The organism is Streptomyces olivaceoviridis, assembly GCF_014650115.1.
GTDB lineage: Bacteria > Actinomycetota > Actinomycetes > Streptomycetales > Streptomycetaceae > Streptomyces > Streptomyces olivaceoviridis.
The window spans coordinates 349,470-367,633 of record NZ_BMUI01000002.1 but is presented as its reverse complement, the minus strand read 5'-3'; the positions used below and the strand labels follow the sequence as shown (position 1 = coordinate 367,633).

The window sequence follows — 18,164 nt, the reverse complement described above, 5'->3', positions numbered from 1 at the left end:
CTCGCACCTCTGGAACCGGGAGGTACCCCATGCCCGTACGCCGCCCCCTCCTCGCCGCGGCCCTCGGTGCCGCGGCCCTGCTGGGCGCCGCCGTCGCCCCGGCCTGCGCCGACCCCTCCGAGCTGATCACCGTCGACCCCGTCGGCCGGATCGCGCCCGACGGCACGGTGACGCTGTCCGGCACCTACCGCTGCACCGGCGGCACCGGCCCGGTGTTCGTCAGTTCCTCGGTCGGCCAGGGCGACGCCCGTCTCCGGCACGGCGTCGGCGGCGGCACCGCCCGGTGCGACGGCGCGGAGCACCGCTGGGAGAACTCCGGCAAGGTCACGGCCGGGGCGCTGAAGGCGGGGACGGCACGGGTGGAGGCCACGCTCACGGAACTGCGTCCCTCGGGCATCCTCCTGCTGCCGGCGTTCCACGCGATGACGGACCGGACCGTCACGCTCACCCAGGAGTGACGCCGGGCGCGGCGTCCCGTCAGGCGCGGCCGGTCCCGTCCGGGTCCGGCGGAGCCGTCCTGCGCCGGACCACCGGGGCGCCCGGCCGGCGCAGGGCGGCGACGAACTTGTAGCGGGAACCCCGGTACACCGAGCGCACCCACTCCACCGGAGTGCCCGCCGCGTCCCGCGAGTGCCGGGACAGCAGCAGCATCGGCAGCCCGACGTCGGTGCCGAGCAGTTGTGCCTCGCGCGGGGTCGACAGCGAGGTCTCGATGGTCTCGTCGGCCTCGGCGAGATGGACGCCGTACACCTCGGCGAGCGCCGTGTAGAGCGACGGGTAAGTGGCAAGGGACCGGCGCAGTCCGGGGAAGCGGCGTACGGACAGATGGGTCGTCTCGATCGCCATCGGGTCGCCGCTGGCCAGCCGCAGCCGCTCGATGCGCAGCACCTTCTCGCCGATCCCGATGTCCAGCAGGCCCGCCAGCTTCTCGTCCGCCGGGACCTCCCCGATGTCGAGCGTCTGCGAGGCGGGCGTGAGGCCCTGGGCCCTCATGTCCTCGGTGTGGGACGTGAGGTGCAGTGTGCGGTACAGCTTGGGCTGGGCGACGAAGGTGCCCTTGCCCTGGATCCGGTCGAGCCGGCCCTCGCCCACGAGTTCCTGGAGCGCCTGCCGGACGGTGGTCCGCGAGGTGTCGAACCGGACGGCGAGCAGACGTTCCGCGGGCATGGCCGAACCGGGTTGCAGCGCCTCGGCCATGGAGAGCAGCTGCTGCTTGATCCGGTAGTACTTCGGCACGCGCGCGGTGCGGCCGGACGCTCCCCTGTGCGGCTGGGCGCTGCTGACGTCGGTGGTCATGCCTGCCTTCCCGGCTGTGTCGATGGGCTCCCGTTATAGCGACCAACTGTCCTATGGTCTAGTCCAACTGAACGGTCCGGGCGAAAGGGCCGGAATGCGGACGGACGCGCTCCGGTGACTTTCTCGTAACGGCCCGGACCGGCTTCCCGGACCACCCTTGACACTCCAAAAGGTCTAGGCCAAGCTCCACCGTACTGGTCTACACCATTAGTGGCCAGGTCCCGAGCCCTACGTGCAACAGCGTCGTACGCAGGTCACCGCCGAGGGCGTGGGGGGTTAGTGGCATCCCTGAGGAGGGTGGCGTGAAGCGCAAGCTTGCGGCCGCGATCGTGATCGCGGGCATGATGGTCTCCGTGTCGGCGTGCGGCGGGGACGACGGCGACGACAGCGGCAAGAACGCGGGACCGGACAGCTTCAAGGGCCAGACCCTGACGGTCTGGGCGATGGACGGCTCCACGCCGGACCAGTGGGTCAAGGACGTCACGGCCGCGTTCGAGAAGAAGACCGGCGCCAAGCTGAAGTTCGAGACGCAGAAGTGGGACGGGATCCAGCAGAAGATCACCACCGCGCTCTCCGAGTCCACCCCGCCGGACGTGCTGGAGGTCGGCAACACCCAGACCCCGGCCTACGCGGCCACCGGCGGCCTCGCCGACCTGAGCGACCTGAAGAAGGAGATCGGCGCCGACTGGACGCCGTCGGTCTCGCAGTCCTCCGTCTACGACGGCAAGCAGTACGCCGCGCCCTGGTACTTCACCAGCCGCGTCGTCATCTACAACAAGAAGATCTGGGCCAAGGCCGGCATCAAGGACACCCCGAAGACCCGGGACGAGTTCTTCAAGGACCTGGAGACCATCGGCAAGAAGACCGACGCCGAGCCGATCTACCTGCCCGGCCAGAACTGGTACTTCTTCGACGGCCTCACCATCGGCCAGGGCGCCGACCTGGTGAAGAAGGACGGCGGCAAGTACGTCTCCAACCTCGGTGACCCCAAGGTCGCCAAGGCCATGGAGGTCTACAAGAAGTACCAGTCCTACTCCAAGGCCCCCAAGGACAAGGACGAGGCCACCCCGCAGCAGGCCGAGGTCTTCGCCAAGGGCAAGACCGGCGCCTTCATCGGCATGGGCTGGGAGGCCGGTACGGCCGTCACCGCCAACAAGGCCATCGAGAAGGACCTCGGCTACTTCCCCATCCCCGGCGAGAGCGCGGACAAGCCCGAGAGCGTCTTCCTCGGCGGCTCCAACCTCGCCGTCGCCGAGGGCAGCAAGAAGCAGGCCCTGGCCAAGGAGTTCCTGAAGATCGCCCTGTCCGACCAGTACGAGGGCGAACTGGCCAAGCTCAACGGCGTCATCCCGAACAAGAAGTCCCTGGAGACCAACCTCAAGGGCAACGTCGTCGCCGAGGCCATCGCTCCGGGTGCCGCGGTCGGTGGCACCACCCCGCTGATCCCCGAGTGGGGCGCGGTGGAGAACAACCCGAACCCGATCAAGTCGTACATGACGGCCGTGCTCAACGGCAAGTCCCCGGCGGACGCCGCCAAGCAGGTCGAGGGCGAGATCAACAAGCGCCTGGCCCAGCAGAACTGATGACCGCGCCGGGGGCGCCGCGCTCGCGCCCCCGGCTCACCAGTGTCGTCCGTACGGCCACGGAAGAGATGGCAACTCATGTCAGTGCAGACCGAAGGCACGGACACGGCCGGGGAGCCCGCTGTCCGCAAGGCCCGGGTGCCGGCCCCGCCGCGCGGTGACAGCCGCACCACCGGCGCCCCGTCCCGGCGCGGAGCCGCCGCCCCCTACCTGCTCCTGCTGCCCGCGCTGCTGGCCACCGCGGTGCTGCTCGGCTGGCCCCTGGTCAAGAACGGCGTGCTGTCGTTCCAGAACCTCAACCCGCGCCAGCTCATCCAGCACCTCACGGAGTGGAACGGCGTCGACAACTACCAGGAGGTGCTGAGCGGCGGCGACTTCTGGCGCGTCGTCGAGCGCTCCGTCCTCTTCACCGCCGTCAACGTCGTACTGATCATGGTGTTCGGCACCCTGGTCGGCCTGCTGCTGGCCCGCCTCGGCGCGAAGATGCGGCTGCTGCTGATGGTCGGTCTCGTCCTCGCCTGGGCCATGCCGGTCATCGCGGCCACCACCGTCTACCAGTGGCTGTTCGCCCAGCGCTTCGGCGTCGTCAACTGGGTGCTGGACAAGCTCGGCTGGCACTCCATGGCCGACCATAACTGGCTCCAGACCCAGTTCTCCACCTTCGCCGTGATCACCCTGCTCCTCGTCTGGCAGTCCATACCCTTCGTGGCGATCAACCTCTACGCCGCGACCACCACGATCCCCCGGGAGCTGTACGAGGCGGCCTCCCTGGACGGCGCCGGAGCGTGGAAGAGCTTCACCTCGGTGACCCTGCCCTTCCTGCGGCCCTTCCTGTACGCCACGACCTTCCTCGAAGTGATCTGGATCTTCAAGGCGTTCCCGCAGATCTTCGCGATGAACGAGGGCGGCCCCGACCACCTCACCGAGACCCTGCCGATCTACGCCTACGTCGAAGGCGTCGGTAACCAGCACTTCGGAGTCGGCGCCGCCATCTCCTTCCTGACCATCCTGGTCCTGCTCGTCATCACCTCGTACTACCTGCGCATGGTGCTCAAGCAAGAGGAGGACGAGCTGTGAAGCGCTCGCTCTTCGGCCGCTTCTGGCCCAACGCGACCGCCGTCGTCCTCTTCGTCGGCTTCGTGTTCCCCGTGTACTGGATGTTCGCCACGGCCTTCAAGCCGACCGGCGACATCATCTCCGAGGACCCGGTGTGGTTCCCGACCGACGCCACCCTCGAACACTTCAAGAAGGCCGTCGACGCCGACCACTTCTGGACCCTGGTCGTCAACTCCGTCACCGTCACGGTCCTGTCGGTCGTCTTCTCGCTCGTCATCGCCCTGCTCGCCGCCTTCGCCCTCGCACGGATGCGGTTCAAGGGCCGGCGCGGCCTCATCGTGACGTTCATGCTGGCGCAGATGGCCCCCTGGGAGGTCATGATCATCGCCATCTACCTGATCGTCCGGGACAACGACATGCTCAACAGTCTGGTCCCGCTCACCGTCTTCTACACGATGATGGTGCTGCCGCTGACCCTCCTCACGCTGCGCGGCTATGTCGCCGCCGTGCCCAAGGAGCTGGAGGAGTCGGCGATGGTCGACGGCTGCACCCGCACCCAGGCCTTCGTCAAGGTGATCTTCCCGCTGCTCGCACCCGGTCTGATGGCGACCTCGCTGTTCGGCTTCGTCACCGCCTGGAACGAGTTCCCGCTCGTCCTGATCCTCAACAAGGACATCGAGAAGCAGACCCTGCCGCTGTGGCTGTCCCAGTTCCAGACCGCCTTCGGCGACGACTGGGGCGCCACCATGGCCGCCTCGTCCCTGTTCGCGCTGCCCATCCTGATCCTCTTCATCTTCCTGCAACGCAAGGCTGTCAGCGGTCTGACCGACGGCGCCGTGAAGGGATGACGCCCCCGATGACCACCATCGCCACCACCGCGTCCGGCGGCGGCTCCGCCGCGGGCGACGCCCTGACCCGGGACGCCCTCGCGGTGCTGCAACCGGGGTTCGACGGCACCACCGCGCCCGACTGGGTGCGCCGCCGCATCGGCGAGGGCCTCGCCTCCGTCGCCCTGTTCGGCCGCAACGTCGTCAGCGAGGAGCAGGTCACCGCCCTCACCGGGCAGCTGCGAGCGGAACGCGACGACCTGCTGGTCGCCATCGACGAGGAGAGCGGCGACGTCACCCGCCTCGACGTGCGCACCGGCTCCTCCTTCCCCGGCAACCACGCCCTCGGCGCCGTCGACGACCCCGACCTCACCCGGGCCGTCTCCCGCGAACTCGGCCGGCGCCTGGCCGCCTGCGGCGTCACCTTCGACTGGGCGCCCTCCGCCGACGTCAACGCCAACCCCGACAACCCCGTCATCGGTGTCCGCTCCTTCGGCGCGAGCCCCGACCTGGTGGCCCGGCACACCGCGGCCTGGGTCGAGGGCCTCCAGTCCACCGGCGTCGCCGCCTGCACCAAGCACTTCCCCGGCCACGGCGACACCAACGTCGACTCCCACCACGCCGTACCCCGCATCGACGTCGACGCCGACACCCTGTACGCGCGGGAACTGCCCCCGTTCCGCGCGGCCATCGCCGCCGGCACCCGGGCGATCATGAGCGCCCACATCCTCGTCCCCGCCCTGGACCCCGACCGCCCCGGCACCCTGTCCCGGCGCGTCCTCACCGACCTGCTGCGCGGCGAACTCGGCTACCAGGGCCTCATCGTCACCGACGGCATGGAGATGCGGGCGATCGCCGGCACCTACGGCCTGGAGCACGGCGTGGTCCTCGCCATCGCGGCCGGTGCCGACGCCATCTGCGTGGGCGGCGGACTGTGCGACGAGGGCACCGTGCTGAAGCTCCGGGACGCGCTCGTGGCCGCCGTACGCTCCGGTGAACTGCCCGGGGAACGGCTCGCCGACGCGGCGGCCCGGGTCCGCGACCTGGCCGCCTGGACCGTCGCGGCCCGCGGCGACGCGGAGAGGACCCCGGCCGACCCGCAGATCGGCCTGGTCGCGGCCCGCCGCGCGCTGAGCGTGACCCGCACGGGCGCCGCCGCACCGGTCACCGCACCGGTGTACGTCGCCCAGTTCAACCCCGCGCCGAACATCGCCGTCGGCGACCAGACCCCCTGGGGCGTCGCCGACGAACTGGAGCGGCGGCTGCCCGGCAGCACCTCCGGCTCCTTCACCGGAGACGGCGCCGGTGCCGCCGTCCTCGCCGCGGCCGAGGGCCGACGGATCGTCGCCGTGGTCCGCGACGAACACCGGCACGACTGGATGCGCTCCGCGCTCGACACCCTGCTCGCCGCCCGGCCCGACACCGTCGTGGTCGAGATGGGCCTGCCCCAGGCCCCGCCGCGCGGTGCCCTGCACATCGCCACCTACGGCGCCGCCCGGGTCTGCGGTGTCGCGGCGGCCGAAGCCGTCGTCGCGGGCTGACCCACGGGCTCACCGGCCGCCCGCCGCAGCGGGCGGCCCACTCGATCGTGCTCTTTTCCCGGATCTCCACCGCACTACTTCGTGCTTCAGTTCCAGAGGAATCGCATGCAGACGCCCCACCCCTTCCTGCACCGCGCGGCGACGGGCCGCCCCTACTTCAGCGCGGACGGCGAGACCTACCTCGCCCCGACCCCGCTGCGCGAGCTGAAGAAGACCCAGCCGCTGCGCGTGCTCTCCGAGGAGGACTTCGCCTTCTGGCAGACGTACGGCTACGTCGTCGTGCGCGAGGCCATCACGCCCGGCGAGGCCAAGGAACTCCTCGACTTCGCCTGGCAGTTCCAGGGACTCGATCCCGACCGCCCCGACACCTGGTACGAGGAGCCGGAGTTCCGCTCCGAACTCGACCGCCACCTCTTCATCTACGGCTTCGTCGAGGCCTACCACCACCAGCTCATCTGGGACAGCCGGCAGAACCAGCGCGTCTACGACGCCTTCGTGGACGTCTGGGACAGCCCGGAACTGTGGGTCACCCTGGACCGCCTCAACCTCAACCCGCCCAATGTCCGCACCCGTTCCCGCTCCCTGATCGAAGCCACCGACGAGGGCTTCGACATCGAACTGCACTGGGACGTCGACACCACCCTCGCCGTCCTGCCGCAGCGCGTGCAGGGCATCATCGCCCTCACCGACACCCGCCCCGAACTCGGCGGCTTCCAGTGCGCGCCCGAACTCTTCCGCCGCTTCGAGGAATGGCGCGTCGCCCAGCCGGCCGGCCGCGACCCGGTCCGCCCGAACACCGACCGCGCCGAGTTCCCGGTGGTCCACCCCGACCTCCAGGCCGGCGACCTGCTGATCTTCAACGGACTGCTCGCCCACGGCGTGGCGCCCAACCTCTCCGACCACGCTGTCCGAGCCGTCCAGTACCTGTCGATGATGCCCGCGCTGGAGGAGCACACGGCTCTGCGCGACTCCCGCACGGAGTCCTGGCGCACCCTCGCCACCCCCGACTGGAACGCCACCCTGCTCGGCGACGCCCGCGCGCCCGAAGCCCTCCGCTACGGCCCCGCCGCACTGAACGACCTGGGGCGCAAGCTGCTCGGCCTCGACTCCTGGGCCGCCGCGGAAGGTGCCCGGTGAACCGCGTCTGCCTCACCCTGCCCACCAACCGGGCCTGCTCCGCCACCATCACCGCCCTGCACGCCGAAGCCGCCTACGCCGCCCGGCAGTTCGGCGCCGACGTCCGGCTGCTGATCCTGGACTCCGCCGACGACCGCACCCGGACCGAGCACACCCGCACGGTCGCCGCCCTGCCCGCACACCAGGGCGTGACCGTCCACCACTACGACGAGGAGGCCCAGCGGGACTTCCTGCGCCGGGTCATCCGGAAGGCGGACCTGCCCGAGCCGGACCGCCTGCTCCGCCTCATGCTCCCGCCCGCCGTCTCCTACGGCGCCTGCACCAACCGCGCCTTCCTGCTGGCCGCCGCCCTCGGCTGCCACTCGGTGCACCGCCGCGACTCCGACAGCACCTACCAACTCCACGCCGGCCGACCGGTGTTCCCCGTCCACCACGAGCTGCCCTGGCTCGGCCGCCCCGCCGCCGCGGCCTCGGCCGCCGTCACCCGCGCCGACCTCGACCCGGCACTGGCCCACCGCCCGGTCTCCCTGGCCGGAGCCTCCTTCATCGGCGAACTCTCCGTGGACATCGAGGAGATACGACGCCTGGACGAGGCGGTCTACCACGACGTGGTCGGCCTCTGGGCGCCCGGTGACTGGCCGGAGGACCGCAGACGCGCGCTGGTCGAGGAGTCCTTCACCGGCGCGGGCACCGCCGCCTTCACCGGGGACCACTCCACCCTCACCCTGGTCGACCCCATGCGCGTCGACATGTGCAACGTCGCCTTCGACCGCACGGTGTACGAGCGCGTCCCCCTCCCGCCCGCCACCGACACCATCGGCAGCGACTACTTCCTCCTCCACCTCGTCCACGACGCGCGCCTGCCCGGCATCCTCCACAATCGCCACATCGAGAACTTCCACACCCCCGAACGCCGCACCGACACCGGCTTCCCGGCCTACCAGCGCCGGTTCGTGAAGTTCCTGCTGTCGATGCTGTACTTCCACGACGTGTACGACCGGATGGCGGCCGAGGGCGCGGGTCTGCTGGACGAGCGGCAGCGAGTCCGGCCCGACCGGGTCGTGGAGTTGCTCCGCGGGAGCACGGGTCTGGACCGTGCCGAGAACATCTGGCGCCTGGACCGGGTCGACACCGCCTACCGCAAACTGGGCGGCCGGTACGCGACCTTCGCGGACCGACTCTGGGCGGAGCGGGGAGGGTTGCTCGACCAGGCCGAACGGGATATCGAGGACTTCGCCCACCTGACCGAATGCTGGCCGGTACTGATCAAGGCGGCCCGGACATGAGCGCCCCGAAGGGGCGCGGGGAACGGCGCGCCCAACCCCAATGGGCCGACAGCCGCACGACTGCACTCCGTCGCACCCCGGACCGCCTCCTCTACGACCTCACCGGCATAGAGCGCCAATACGACACCCTGCTCGAAGAACTGCCCGGAACCCGGGTCCGCTTCGCACTCAAGGCCTGCCCGGTCGACGAAGTCCTCCGCACCCTGGTCACCGCGGGCGCCGGCTTCGACGCGGCCGGCCCCGCCGAGATCGAGCAAGCCCTCCGCGCCGGTGCGCACCCGGACCACATCCACTACGGCAACACCATCAAATCGGACCAGGACATCGCCAAGGCCCACCGCCTCGGTGTCCGCACGTTCGCCACCGACAGCGTCGAGGACGTCACCGCCGTCGCCGCGCACGCGCCCCGGGCCCGCGTGTTCTGCCGCCTCGCCACCAGCGGCGACGGCGCCCTGTGGGGCCTGAACCGCAAGTTCGGATGCGCACCGGACGACGCCGTCCGCGTCCTGAGCACGGCCCGCGCCGCCGGCCTCGTCCCGGCGGGCCTGTCCGTGCACGTCGGCTCGCAGCAGATGACCGGCGAGGCCTGGCAGCAGGCCCTGGACACCCTCGCCGGGACCCTGACGGCGCTGGCCGGGCGGGGGATCGTCCCCGACCATGTGAACCTCGGCGGCGGGCTGCCCGCGCTCGGCTATCTCGACCGGCGCGGCAACCCCCTCGACCCGCCGCTGGACAAGATCTTCACCGTGCTCCGCGAGGGCATGGAACACCTGAACGCGCTGGCCGCCGCCCCGCTCGACTTCGTGCTGGAGCCGGGGCGCCACCTGGTGGCCGATCACGGCGTGATCCACGCCCACGTGGTCCGGCTGACCGAACGGACACAGCCGGACGGCGGGCGGACCCGCTGGCTGTACCTGAGCGTGGGCAAGTACAACGGCCTGTACGAGATGGACCAGGTCACCCACCCGCTGGTCTTCCCGGGACGGGAGACGGAGGAGCACGTCCCCGCGATCGTCGCCGGACCCACCTGTGACAGCGACGACGCCTACGGCGGCGGCCGGTACCCGGTACGCGTGCCCCGGTCCGTCCGCTCCGGCGACCCGGTCCGGATCCTCGCCGTCGGCGCCTATGCCAGCAGCTACATGACCCAGGGGTTCAACGGCGTCCGCCCGCTGCCGGCCGAGTGCACCCGCGAGGAAGGACACCACTGAGATGACAGGCCTCATACGGGGCATCACCGAGGCCGACTGGCCCCAGGTCGCCGCCCTGGAGGCCGGGGCGTACACGGACACCTCGCTCACGGAGGGCGAGGCCGGACTGCGGTCCCGGGCCTCGGCGGGCACCAGCTTCGTCCTGGACCTCGACGGCCGGATCGCGGGCTACGTCCTCGCCCTGCCGTATCCGCGGCTCCACTGTCCCGACCTGTCCCGCCCGGAACAGGTCGCCCACCACGCCACCAACCTCCACCTGCACGACCTGGTCGTCAGCGCGCCGCTGCGGCGCCGGGGCCTGGGCACCCGTCTGGTCGGGCACCTCACGGACGCCGCCCGCGCCCGCGGCTTCGCGACCATGTCGCTGGTCGCGCTCGCCGGCAAGGAACCCTTCTGGCAGGCCAACGGCTACCGCCCCCACCACGAGGCGCGCGTGCCGGCCGGCTACGGCAGCGGCGCGGTCTACATGTCGGCTCGGGTCGCCGTCCTGCGGAAGGCGAGCTGATGACCGCACCCACCGCACCCACCGCACCCTCCTTCCGGCGCGCCAAGTGGTCGATCGCGGCGCTGTTCTGCTTCCTCGGCTTCCAGTACGGCACCTGGGTGTCCCGGCTGCCCGCGCTCAAGACACGGCTGGACCTGGGCGCCGGCGAGGTGGGCCTGCTGCTGATGGCCTGCGGGGCCGGCGCGGCGGCCTCCTTCCCGCTGGTCGCCGTCCTGATGCGGCGGCTCGGCTCCCGTCTGCTGTCGCTCGTCTCCGCCGCGGCCCTGATCGCGGTCCTGGCCGCCCTGTCCGCCGTACCGGACTACCCGCTCGCGCTGCTGGCGGTGTGCGCCGACGGTGTCGCGGTCGGCTGCCTCAACGTGGCCATGAACGCGCAGGGCGCCGCGCTGGAGAGCGCCCACGGGCGTACGGCCATGTCCCAGCTGCACGCCACCTTCAGCGGCGGGCTGCTCGCCGCCGCCCTGCTGGCCTCCGGCGTGACCACCCTGACCGCGTCCGTTACGGCGCACTTCGCCGTGGCCGGGGCCCTGTTGCTGCTCCTGCTCGGCGGCGCCCGGCCGGGCCTGCTGACGCACCGGGAGCCGGACCCCTCGGCCCCGGACGGGCCGAAGCGCCGTGGCCGCCGTGGCCTGCTCTCCGGCACGACCCTCCTGATGGGCTGCGCCATGGCCTTCGGCACGATCACCGAGGGCGCGATGAACGACTGGTCGACGCTCTACCTGAAGGACGTCGTGAAGGCGTCGGCGACGGTCGCCCCGCTCGGCATCGCGGTCGTCTCCGTGATGATGCTGCTGGCCCGCGCCTGGGCGGACCGCTGGCGCACCCGCTGGGGCGACGGACCCGTGGTGCGGGCCGGCAGCGCGGTGGCCGCCGTGGGCCTCGCCCTCGCGCTGCTCGCCGGGGGAGTGGTGCCCACGCTGCTCGGCTTCGCCTGCGTCGGCCTCGGCGCGGCGGCCGTCACCCCGTGCGTGTACGTGGCGGCGGCCGGCCATGGCGCGGACGCGCTGGCGCTGGTCGCCGCGATGGGCACCATCGGCCTGCTGGCCGGTCCCGCCCTGATCGGCTTCGTCGCCGGCGCGGCGAACCTGACCGTGGGCATGGCCACGGTGGCGGCCTGCGCCCTGATCGTCACGGCGACCGCCTTCCGGATCCCGTGGCGGGCCCGCACCCCGGAACCGGTCGGCTGAACCCGATCGGCCATGTGCCGGCCGACGCCGCCGCCCCGGGGTGACGAGGGCGGCGCCGTACTTCCGCTGAACCGTCCCTTCTCATCTACGCCCTGCGGCGGCGCCCCGGCGCGCGTGACGCGGAGTTCTCCTCCCAGGCGGTGTACATCTGGGCGGAGTCCAGCAGGTGCTCGCCGTAGAGATCCTGGAGCCAGTTGCTCTGGTAGATGGTGTCGAGGTAGCGCTCGCCGAGGTCGGGGGCTATCGCCACCGCCGTGAGGTCACGGGTGCCGTGCCGGGCCAGCCAGTCCGTCGCGGCGCTCACCACGGTGCCCGTGGAGCCGCCGAACAGGAAGCCCCGTCGGGCCAGGCGGTGGCAGGTGCGGATGGTGTCCGCCTCCTCCACCCGGACCACCTCGTCCACGTACTCCTCGTCGAGCAGCGGGGGGCGCATGCTCATGCCCAGGCCGGGGATCATCCGGCGGCCGGGCGTGCCGCCGAAGGCCACCGAGCCCACGCTGTCCACGGCGACGATCCGCACCGGCCGGTGCCACTTGCGGAAGTAGCGGGCGCAGCCCATCAGCGTCCCGGCGGTGCCCGTCCCGAGGAACAGCACGTCCAGGCGCGGGAAGTGGACGGCGATCTCCGGCGCCGTCGTGCGGAAGTGCGCCCGCCAGTTGCCCGCGTTGGTGTACTGGCTGAGCCACACGTAGCGGTCGTCGGACGCGCACAGGGAGCGGACGTATTCGAGCCGTGTGCCCAGGAAGCCGCCGCCCGCGTCCAGGTCGGTCACGACGTGCACATGGCTGCCGAGCGCTTCCATCAGCAGTTTCGTCGACAGGTTGCACCGGGGGTCCGTCACGCACAGGAACCGGTAGCCCTTGCTGGCGGCGATCATGCTGAGCGCTACGCCCAGGTTTCCGGACGAGGACTCCACGAGGATGGAATCGGGCGTCAGGGATCCTTCCCGCTCGGCGCTCTCCACCATCTCCTTCGCGGCCTTCAACTTGATGGAGCCGGCGAAGTTGAAGCCCTCGCACTTGAGGTAGAGGCGGTGTCCGAAAATCGACTCTAGGTCGACGAAGAGACTTCCTTCGTTGAAGGCGTGGGGAGCGGAGATGACGGGCACGGCAGGCCTCCTGGTCCCAGGGCTGAGGGCAACGGCCTCAGCCGTACCGGCGCAGATCGTGGAAGAAGTCGTCGATGAGGCGGAGTTCTCCCGCCCTGGCCACTTGGTCGTAGACGTACTTGCCGACAGCCAGGTCGAGGACGCCCAGGCCGAAGGGCGAGAAGATCACCGGCTGGTCGTGGGGCGGGGCGGCCCGTCCTTGCAGCACGTCGTACAGGGTCCCGTTGAGGAAGTCGCGGTTCCCGGTGCGCTGCTCGACCAGGTGCGGGGAGGTGTCCGCCTTCAGACAGTGCTCCACGTCGTCCACGAAGTTGGCCGAGGCGAGCAGGACCTCGGGCGCGAGGTCGCGCAGCGACACGTGCAGCACCAGGGGGTTGTGGGCGAACCAGCCGGGGGCCGTGACATGGGGCCGGCCGGCGACGGTGGCGAAGACCACGAGGTCGCTGGAGCGGACGAGGTCCTCGGCGCTGTCGTGGACGGTGACCTGACCGGTGGCGCCCGCCTGGCGCAGGTAGCCGCAGAAGCCCGCGGTGCTGTCGGGGGACACGTCGTGCACGCCGACGGCGTCGAAGGTCCAGCCGGAGCCGGCCAGGAACGTGTGGATGTACCGGGCGATCAGCCCGGTGCCGAAGAACCCGACGCGGCGGGGGCGGCTCCGGGTGCGGCTGAGCCAGTCGGCCGCCAGGGCCGCGGAGGCCGCGGTCCGGGTGGCGCTGATGACGGAACTCTCCAGGCACGCGAACGGGTATCCGGTGTCGTGGTCGTTGAGGATCAGCACCGCGGAGGCCCGGGGCAGCCCGGTCCGCACGTTGTCGGGGAAGCTGGAGATCCACTTCAGGCCGTCCACCCGCGCCGGGCCGCCGATGGAGGCGGGCAGCGCGATGATCCGGGCCGTCGGACGGTCGGGGAAGCGCAGGAAGTACGAGGGCGGGTTGACCGAGTCCCCGGCACCGTGCAGCCGGTAGGTGGCCTCCACCAGGTCCACCAGCTCCTTCTCGCGCCCGCCGAGGGCCTGCTCCACCTGCTTGCCGGAGATCACCGCGAAGGAGGGCACGGATCCCGCGTGGGGCGTGTCCGGTTCGGTGGCGGTCGACAGCATGTCGGTCATCGACGGCTCGCCTCCTCCGTGGGAAGGGAATCGGCCGGGCGCAGCGGCTCGGCCAGGCCGACCAGCACCTGCCGGTCGCCGGTGAACGCCTCCCGGCTGTGCGCCGAGCCGATGTTGTCCACGAGCATCAGGTCACCCGCCTGCCAGGGTTCACGCCGGGTGTGCTCCTCGTAGGTGGCGTTCAGCAGCTGGACGACGTCCTCGCCGATCGGGCTGCCGTCGCCGTACCGGGTGTTGAACGGCAGGCTGTCGGCGCCGTACTCGTCCACCAGGTACTCGCGCACCTCCGGGGCCAGCGTCCATTCGTTGAGGAACGCGATCTGGTTGAACCAGCACCGCCTGCCGGTGACCGGGTGCCGTACGACGGCGCGGCGGCGCTGCTCGGTGCGCAGCGACCCGTCCTGCTGCCAGTGGAAGTCGATGGCGTTGGCCCGGCAGTACTGCTCGATCCCGGCACGGTCGTCGGTGCCGAACGACTCCGCCAGGGACGCCCCGATCTCCTCGTTGTAGCTGCGGGTCAGCAGCCAGCCCTCCCGCTCGAACCGCTCGGTCAGCTCGGCCGGCAGGGCCTCAAGGACTCGCTCGGCGTCGGCGACCGCGGTCGCCCCGCCCTGTTCGGGCGCGGTCAGACACGCGAACAGCAGCAGGCCGGGCACCTCCAGCGGGTAACTCAGCTCGTGGTGCATGCACATCGGCTGGTTGGCCGGCCAGGGCGTGGAGGAGTACAGGCCGTGGCCGTGGTCCTGCCGGGGGGCGAAGGCCTCCCGCTCCGGCATGAGCGTCCCGGCCAGCCGCGCGAAGACGGCACCGACCTGGTCCGCGTCCTTCAGGCCGAGCCCGCGCACGAGCAGCGCCCCGTGCTCGGTGACCTGCGCCCGCAACGCCTCGCGGTGTTCGGCCGCCCAGCTCGCGGCGTCGGCGGGCCGGTCCACGCGCACCAGCGCGGGTCTGTCCGGCCGCAGCTCCACGTCGAGCGGTGCTGCCAGGGATGAGGACGGCATCTCGGTTTCCTTTCGGTCGCCCGTCGCGTGGACGTACGGGTCAGGTGGAGGCCAGGGGGACGGTCGCGCTCACAACGGCGTGCGCGGCCTCGGCCGGGCGGGTGCGGAGGAAGTAGTGGCCCCCGTCGGCCACTACGTGCAGGTCCACGTGCTCCGCCAGGAGCAGCCAGTCGCGGTGGTGGTCGGCGTGGCCGGCCGTGTGCGGGTCGTCGGCGGCGACCACCACCGAGACCGGCGCGGCCAGCTTCACCGGCGGCGGGTCGTGCAGGACCGCCTGGAAGTAGCGGTGGGCGGACACGCAGTCGTGCCGGTAGGCGGCACCGATGTGCTCGGCGTGCCGCGCGTTCAGTTCGGCGAGCTCGGTGTAGCCGCCGTCCCCGGCCAGCCGCGCCGCGATCTGCGCGTCGCTCAGGCTCGTCAGCTCGGCCACGGCGGCAGCGCGGTCCTCGGCCGTGCCGAGCAGTTGCGCTCCGAGGAACACCCGAGTGACCCGCACACCGCGTTCCTGGAGCGTCCTCGCCGTCTCCAGGGCCGCCGCGGCGCCCGAGGAGTGGCCCCACAGCATGACCCGGGTCAGGCCGCGCCCCGTGATCTCGTCGGCGACCCGCGCCGCGACGTCCGCGATCGACGCGAACGGCTCCTGGCGCGCCGCCAGGTCGTGGCCGGGCAGGTCCACCGCGAGGACCGCCGGGCCGCCGCCCGCCAGCGCCGCCGCCATCGGCCGGTAGTTCACCGCGTTGCCGCCCGCGTACGGGAAGCAGACCAGCGCGCACTCCGGGGCGCCGTCCGCCTCCGACAGCGGCTGGAGCAGCTCCGGGCGCTGCCGGGCGGCGCCGTCGAGGAGGGCGGCCAGGTCGGCGAGCACGGGGTGCCGGGTGATGTCCCGCAGGGAGACCGCGCGGTCGAGCGCGATGCTGAGCTTGACGGCCGACAGGGAGGTGCCGCCCGAGTCGAAGAAGTGGTCCGTCCGGCCGATCCGGTGCTCGGACACACCCAGCAGTTCGGCCCAGGCCGCCGCCAGCCGCCGCTCGGTCGGGCTGAGCGCGTCCCGGTCCGCGCTCTCCGCCGCTTCGGGTTCGGCGCCCGTCCGCGCGGCCTCGGCGGTCAGGGCCTTGCGGTCGATCTTGCCGTTGGCGGTCAGCGGCAGGCTCTCCCGCCAGTGGAAGGCCGCCGGGACCATATAGGCGGGCAGCGCCGCCGCGAGCGCCTCGCGCAGCACGTCCGGCTCGTGACGCCGGCCGGAGTGGAAGGCGATCAGCTGCGTGTTCCCGCCGCCCCGCTCGACCACGACCACCGCACCGTCGCGCACCCCGTCCACCCGCAGCAGGGTGTTCTCGATCTCGCCGATCTCGATCCGGAAGCCGCGGATCTTGACCTGGCTGTCCCGGCGGCCGAGGAACTCCAGCTTGCCGCCGGGGTGCCAGCGCCCCCAGTCACCGCCCAGGTACAGCCGCTCCCCGGGCCGGTAGGGGTCCGTCCGGTAGGCCTCCCGGGTCCGCTCGGGATCGTTGACGTACCCCCGGCCCACACAGACCCCGGAGAACGCGATCAGCCCGGGAGCGCCCAGGGGCACCAGCGCGAGCTGCTCGTCCACGACGTACACGCGCACGTTGTTGACCGCGCGCCCCAGCAGCACGCGGTCGGGGACGCCGGCCAGGACCTCGTGGTTGGTGTCGTCCGAGGTCTCCGTCAGCCCGTAGGCGTTGAGCAGCCCGATGCCCGGCTGGAGCGCGAACCAGCGCTGCGCCAGCTCCCGTTTCAGCGCCTCGCCGGTCACCGACACCCACCGCAGGTCCGGCAGCGCCCGCGGGCGCTGTTCCAGGTACGAGACCACGACCTCCAGGTAGGAGGGCACGAGCTGGGTCACGGAGACCCGGCCCCGCACCAGCGTGTCGACGAACCGCTCCACGTCCACGACCACGTCCTGGCCGATCAGCAGGGTCCGCCCGCCGACCAGCAGCGCGGACACCAGCTGCCACAGGGAGATGTCGAAGCACTGCGGGGCGGTCTGCGCCACCACGGACCCCTCGCCGATCCCCAGGTCGTCGATCTTGGCGTACAGGTGGTTGAGCAGGCCCGCGTGCTCGCACATCGCGCCCTTCGGCTCGCCGGTGGAGCCGGAGGTGAAGAAGATGTAGGCGAGCTGGCCGGGGTCGACCCGCACCCCGAGGTCGTCGTCGGCGTGCGGTTCCGCGTACGCCGTCTCCACCGGCAGCTTCTCGGCGCCCGGTACGGTGGCCAGCGCCTCGTCGAGGGTCCCGGTGCTGCCGGACTCGGTGAGGACCAGCCGGCACCCCGCCCGCGACAGCGTCGCCGCGATACGGCCGGCCGGGAAGTGCGGCTCGATCGGCAGGTACGCCCCGCCCGCCTTGAACACCGCCAGCGTCGCCGCCAGCCAGTCGAGGTTCCGCTCGGTGACGACGGCGACCACGTCCTCCCGGCCCACCCCGCGGGCCAGCAGCGCCCGCGCCAGCCGGTTGGCCCGCGCGTTCAGCTCTCCGTACGTCCACTCCCGCTCGCCGTGCACCGCGGCCACCGCCTGCGGGTGCGCCCGCACCCGCTGCTCGAACAGCTCGTGAGCGCGTGCGTCCGGCAGCGCCCGGTGCGGCCCCGCCAGCCCTTCCAGCTGCTCCCGCACCTCCACGGCCGACAGCAGGCTCTGCTGGGTGTGGTCGGCGTCCGGATCGGCCGCCAGCAGCCGCAGCGCCTTCAGGTGGTAGCCGCCGATACGGTCCGCGCTCTCCGCGTCCAGCACGTCCGTGCGGTACCGCACGCGCAGCTTCAGCCGACCGCCCAGGTCGCACCAGCGCACCTGGAGCACACCGTCGTCGTGGTGGTCCTCCTCGGCGTCCATGGGGCCGAACACCACCTCGTACGACGGCTCGGTGACCCCCAGTTCCCGCCGCAGTTCCGGCACCGGGAACTCCCGGTGCGCCAGCACCTCCGCCTCGGCGCGCTCGGCGGCCGACACCAGGGCCCGCCAGGAGCCCGGGGGCACGGTCAGCCGGCACGGCAGCGGCTCGCCGCGCACTCCGGCGGCGTACCCCGTGACCACCTCGCGCTCGCCGGACAGCGCGGCCAGCACCTTGGCGTGCGCCGCCAGCAGCAGCGCGCTCAGCGGCAGTCCCGACCGCCGCACCAGTGCGCGCACGGAGGTCACCACGTCGTCCGGGACCGGCGTCTCCTGCTCCGACGCTCCCGGCACCGGCTCCCTGACCCACCGCGGCACGGCGGTGCTGCCGCCTGCGGTCAGCACACGGCGCCAGAACTCCCGGTCCGCTCGCACCGCTTCCACGCGCGTATCCATCGAATGGCCTT

At 71.9% G+C, this 18,164-nt stretch carries 15 protein-coding genes; 10 read left to right on the top strand and 5 right to left on the bottom strand.

Features of this window, described 5'->3' with window-relative positions; all coding sequences use genetic code 11:
* Window positions 1-29: 29 nt before the first annotated feature.
* Entirely contained in the window at window positions 30-458 is a 429-nt protein-coding gene (locus IE273_RS05460) for a DUF6299 family protein (protein WP_189813988.1), read from the top strand.
* Between the two features lie 19 nt (window positions 459-477).
* Here IE273_RS05460 and IE273_RS05455 read toward each other — a convergent pair whose 3' ends face one another.
* Window positions 478-1,296, bottom strand: coding sequence for a GntR family transcriptional regulator (locus tag IE273_RS05455; RefSeq protein WP_189813987.1), 819 nt, complete (start codon window positions 1,294-1,296; stop codon window positions 478-480).
* 302 nt (window positions 1,297-1,598) lie between these two features.
* Here IE273_RS05455 and IE273_RS05450 point away from each other — a divergent pair, with 302 nt between their 5' ends.
* The 9 genes from IE273_RS05450 to IE273_RS05410 all read left to right on the top strand — a co-directional run bounded on the left by IE273_RS05450 (window position 1,599) and on the right by IE273_RS05410 (window position 11,629).
* Window positions 1,599-2,879, top strand: coding sequence for an extracellular solute-binding protein (locus IE273_RS05450; RefSeq protein ID WP_189813986.1), 1,281 nt, complete (start codon window positions 1,599-1,601; stop codon window positions 2,877-2,879).
* A gap of 78 nt (window positions 2,880-2,957) precedes the next feature.
* A complete protein-coding gene (locus IE273_RS05445; RefSeq protein ID WP_189813985.1) occupies window positions 2,958-3,956 on the top strand; it encodes a carbohydrate ABC transporter permease in 999 nt (332 codons plus the stop codon).
* Window positions 3,953-4,783, top strand: a complete 831-nt coding sequence (locus tag IE273_RS05440; protein WP_014675604.1) for a carbohydrate ABC transporter permease — start codon at window positions 3,953-3,955, stop codon at window positions 4,781-4,783. The genes IE273_RS05445 and IE273_RS05440 overlap by 4 nt, the downstream gene beginning before the upstream one ends.
* Before the next feature lie 8 nt (window positions 4,784-4,791).
* Window positions 4,792-6,303, top strand: a complete 1,512-nt coding sequence (locus tag IE273_RS05435; protein WP_189813984.1) for a glycoside hydrolase family 3 protein — start codon at window positions 4,792-4,794, stop codon at window positions 6,301-6,303.
* A 105-nt stretch (window positions 6,304-6,408) separates the two neighbouring features.
* A complete protein-coding gene (locus IE273_RS05430; protein WP_189813983.1) occupies window positions 6,409-7,440 on the top strand; it encodes a phytanoyl-CoA dioxygenase family protein in 1,032 nt (343 codons plus the stop codon).
* The gene (locus IE273_RS05425) at window positions 7,437-8,726 is read left to right on the top strand and encodes a DUF6271 family protein (RefSeq protein ID WP_189813982.1); all 1,290 of its coding nucleotides are present in this window, start codon (window positions 7,437-7,439) and stop codon (window positions 8,724-8,726) included. The genes IE273_RS05430 and IE273_RS05425 overlap by 4 nt, the downstream gene beginning before the upstream one ends.
* Complete coding sequence (locus IE273_RS05420; RefSeq protein WP_189813981.1) at window positions 8,723-9,937, top strand: type III PLP-dependent enzyme; 1,215 nt, start codon at window positions 8,723-8,725, stop codon at window positions 9,935-9,937. Before IE273_RS05425 ends, IE273_RS05420 begins: the two co-directional genes overlap by 4 nt.
* Window position 9,938: 1 nt before the next feature.
* Window positions 9,939-10,442, top strand: coding sequence for a GNAT family N-acetyltransferase (locus IE273_RS05415; RefSeq protein WP_189813980.1), 504 nt, complete (start codon window positions 9,939-9,941; stop codon window positions 10,440-10,442).
* Window positions 10,442-11,629, top strand: a complete 1,188-nt coding sequence (locus IE273_RS05410; protein ID WP_189813979.1) for an MFS transporter — start codon at window positions 10,442-10,444, stop codon at window positions 11,627-11,629. The genes IE273_RS05415 and IE273_RS05410 overlap by 1 nt, the downstream gene beginning before the upstream one ends.
* An 85-nt stretch (window positions 11,630-11,714) precedes the next feature.
* Here IE273_RS05410 and sbnA read toward each other — a convergent pair whose 3' ends face one another.
* From sbnA to IE273_RS05390, 4 genes are read right to left on the bottom strand one after another with little or no spacing between them, the layout of a single operon-like run.
* The gene (gene sbnA / locus IE273_RS05405; protein WP_189813978.1) at window positions 11,715-12,737 is read right to left on the bottom strand and encodes a 2,3-diaminopropionate biosynthesis protein SbnA; all 1,023 of its coding nucleotides are present in this window, start codon (window positions 12,735-12,737) and stop codon (window positions 11,715-11,717) included.
* A gap of 37 nt (window positions 12,738-12,774) precedes the next feature.
* Window positions 12,775-13,845 (bottom strand): 2,3-diaminopropionate biosynthesis protein SbnB, encoded by a 1,071-nt coding sequence (gene sbnB / locus IE273_RS05400; RefSeq protein WP_014675612.1) that lies wholly within the window; start codon window positions 13,843-13,845, stop codon window positions 12,775-12,777.
* Window positions 13,842-14,846 (bottom strand): TauD/TfdA family dioxygenase, encoded by a 1,005-nt coding sequence (locus IE273_RS05395; protein WP_189813977.1) that lies wholly within the window; start codon window positions 14,844-14,846, stop codon window positions 13,842-13,844. Before IE273_RS05395 ends, sbnB begins: the two co-directional genes overlap by 4 nt.
* Window positions 14,847-14,886: 40 nt before the next feature.
* Window positions 14,887-18,153, bottom strand: coding sequence for a non-ribosomal peptide synthetase (locus IE273_RS05390; protein WP_189813976.1), 3,267 nt, complete (start codon window positions 18,151-18,153; stop codon window positions 14,887-14,889).
* Window positions 18,154-18,164 lie beyond the last annotated feature (11 nt).

Coding starts and splice junctions, on each gene's coding strand:
- IE273_RS05455 (WP_189813987.1), bottom strand. CDS start 1,296: ATGACCACCGACGTCAGCAGCGCCCAGCCGCACAGGGGAGCGTCCGGC.
- IE273_RS05445 (WP_189813985.1), top strand. CDS start 2,958: ATGTCAGTGCAGACCGAAGGCACGGACACGGCCGGGGAGCCCGCTGTC.
- IE273_RS05410 (WP_189813979.1), top strand. CDS start 10,442: ATGACCGCACCCACCGCACCCACCGCACCCTCCTTCCGGCGCGCCAAG.
- IE273_RS05390 (WP_189813976.1), bottom strand. CDS start 18,153: ATGGATACGCGCGTGGAAGCGGTGCGAGCGGACCGGGAGTTCTGGCGC.
- IE273_RS05435 (WP_189813984.1), top strand. CDS start 4,792: ATGACCACCATCGCCACCACCGCGTCCGGCGGCGGCTCCGCCGCGGGC.
- IE273_RS05460 (WP_189813988.1), top strand. CDS start 30: ATGCCCGTACGCCGCCCCCTCCTCGCCGCGGCCCTCGGTGCCGCGGCC.
- IE273_RS05420 (WP_189813981.1), top strand. CDS start 8,723: ATGAGCGCCCCGAAGGGGCGCGGGGAACGGCGCGCCCAACCCCAATGG.
- sbnB (WP_014675612.1), bottom strand. CDS start 13,845: ATGACCGACATGCTGTCGACCGCCACCGAACCGGACACGCCCCACGCG.
- IE273_RS05395 (WP_189813977.1), bottom strand. CDS start 14,846: ATGCCGTCCTCATCCCTGGCAGCACCGCTCGACGTGGAGCTGCGGCCG.
- IE273_RS05415 (WP_189813980.1), top strand. CDS start 9,939: ATGACAGGCCTCATACGGGGCATCACCGAGGCCGACTGGCCCCAGGTC.
- IE273_RS05430 (WP_189813983.1), top strand. CDS start 6,409: ATGCAGACGCCCCACCCCTTCCTGCACCGCGCGGCGACGGGCCGCCCC.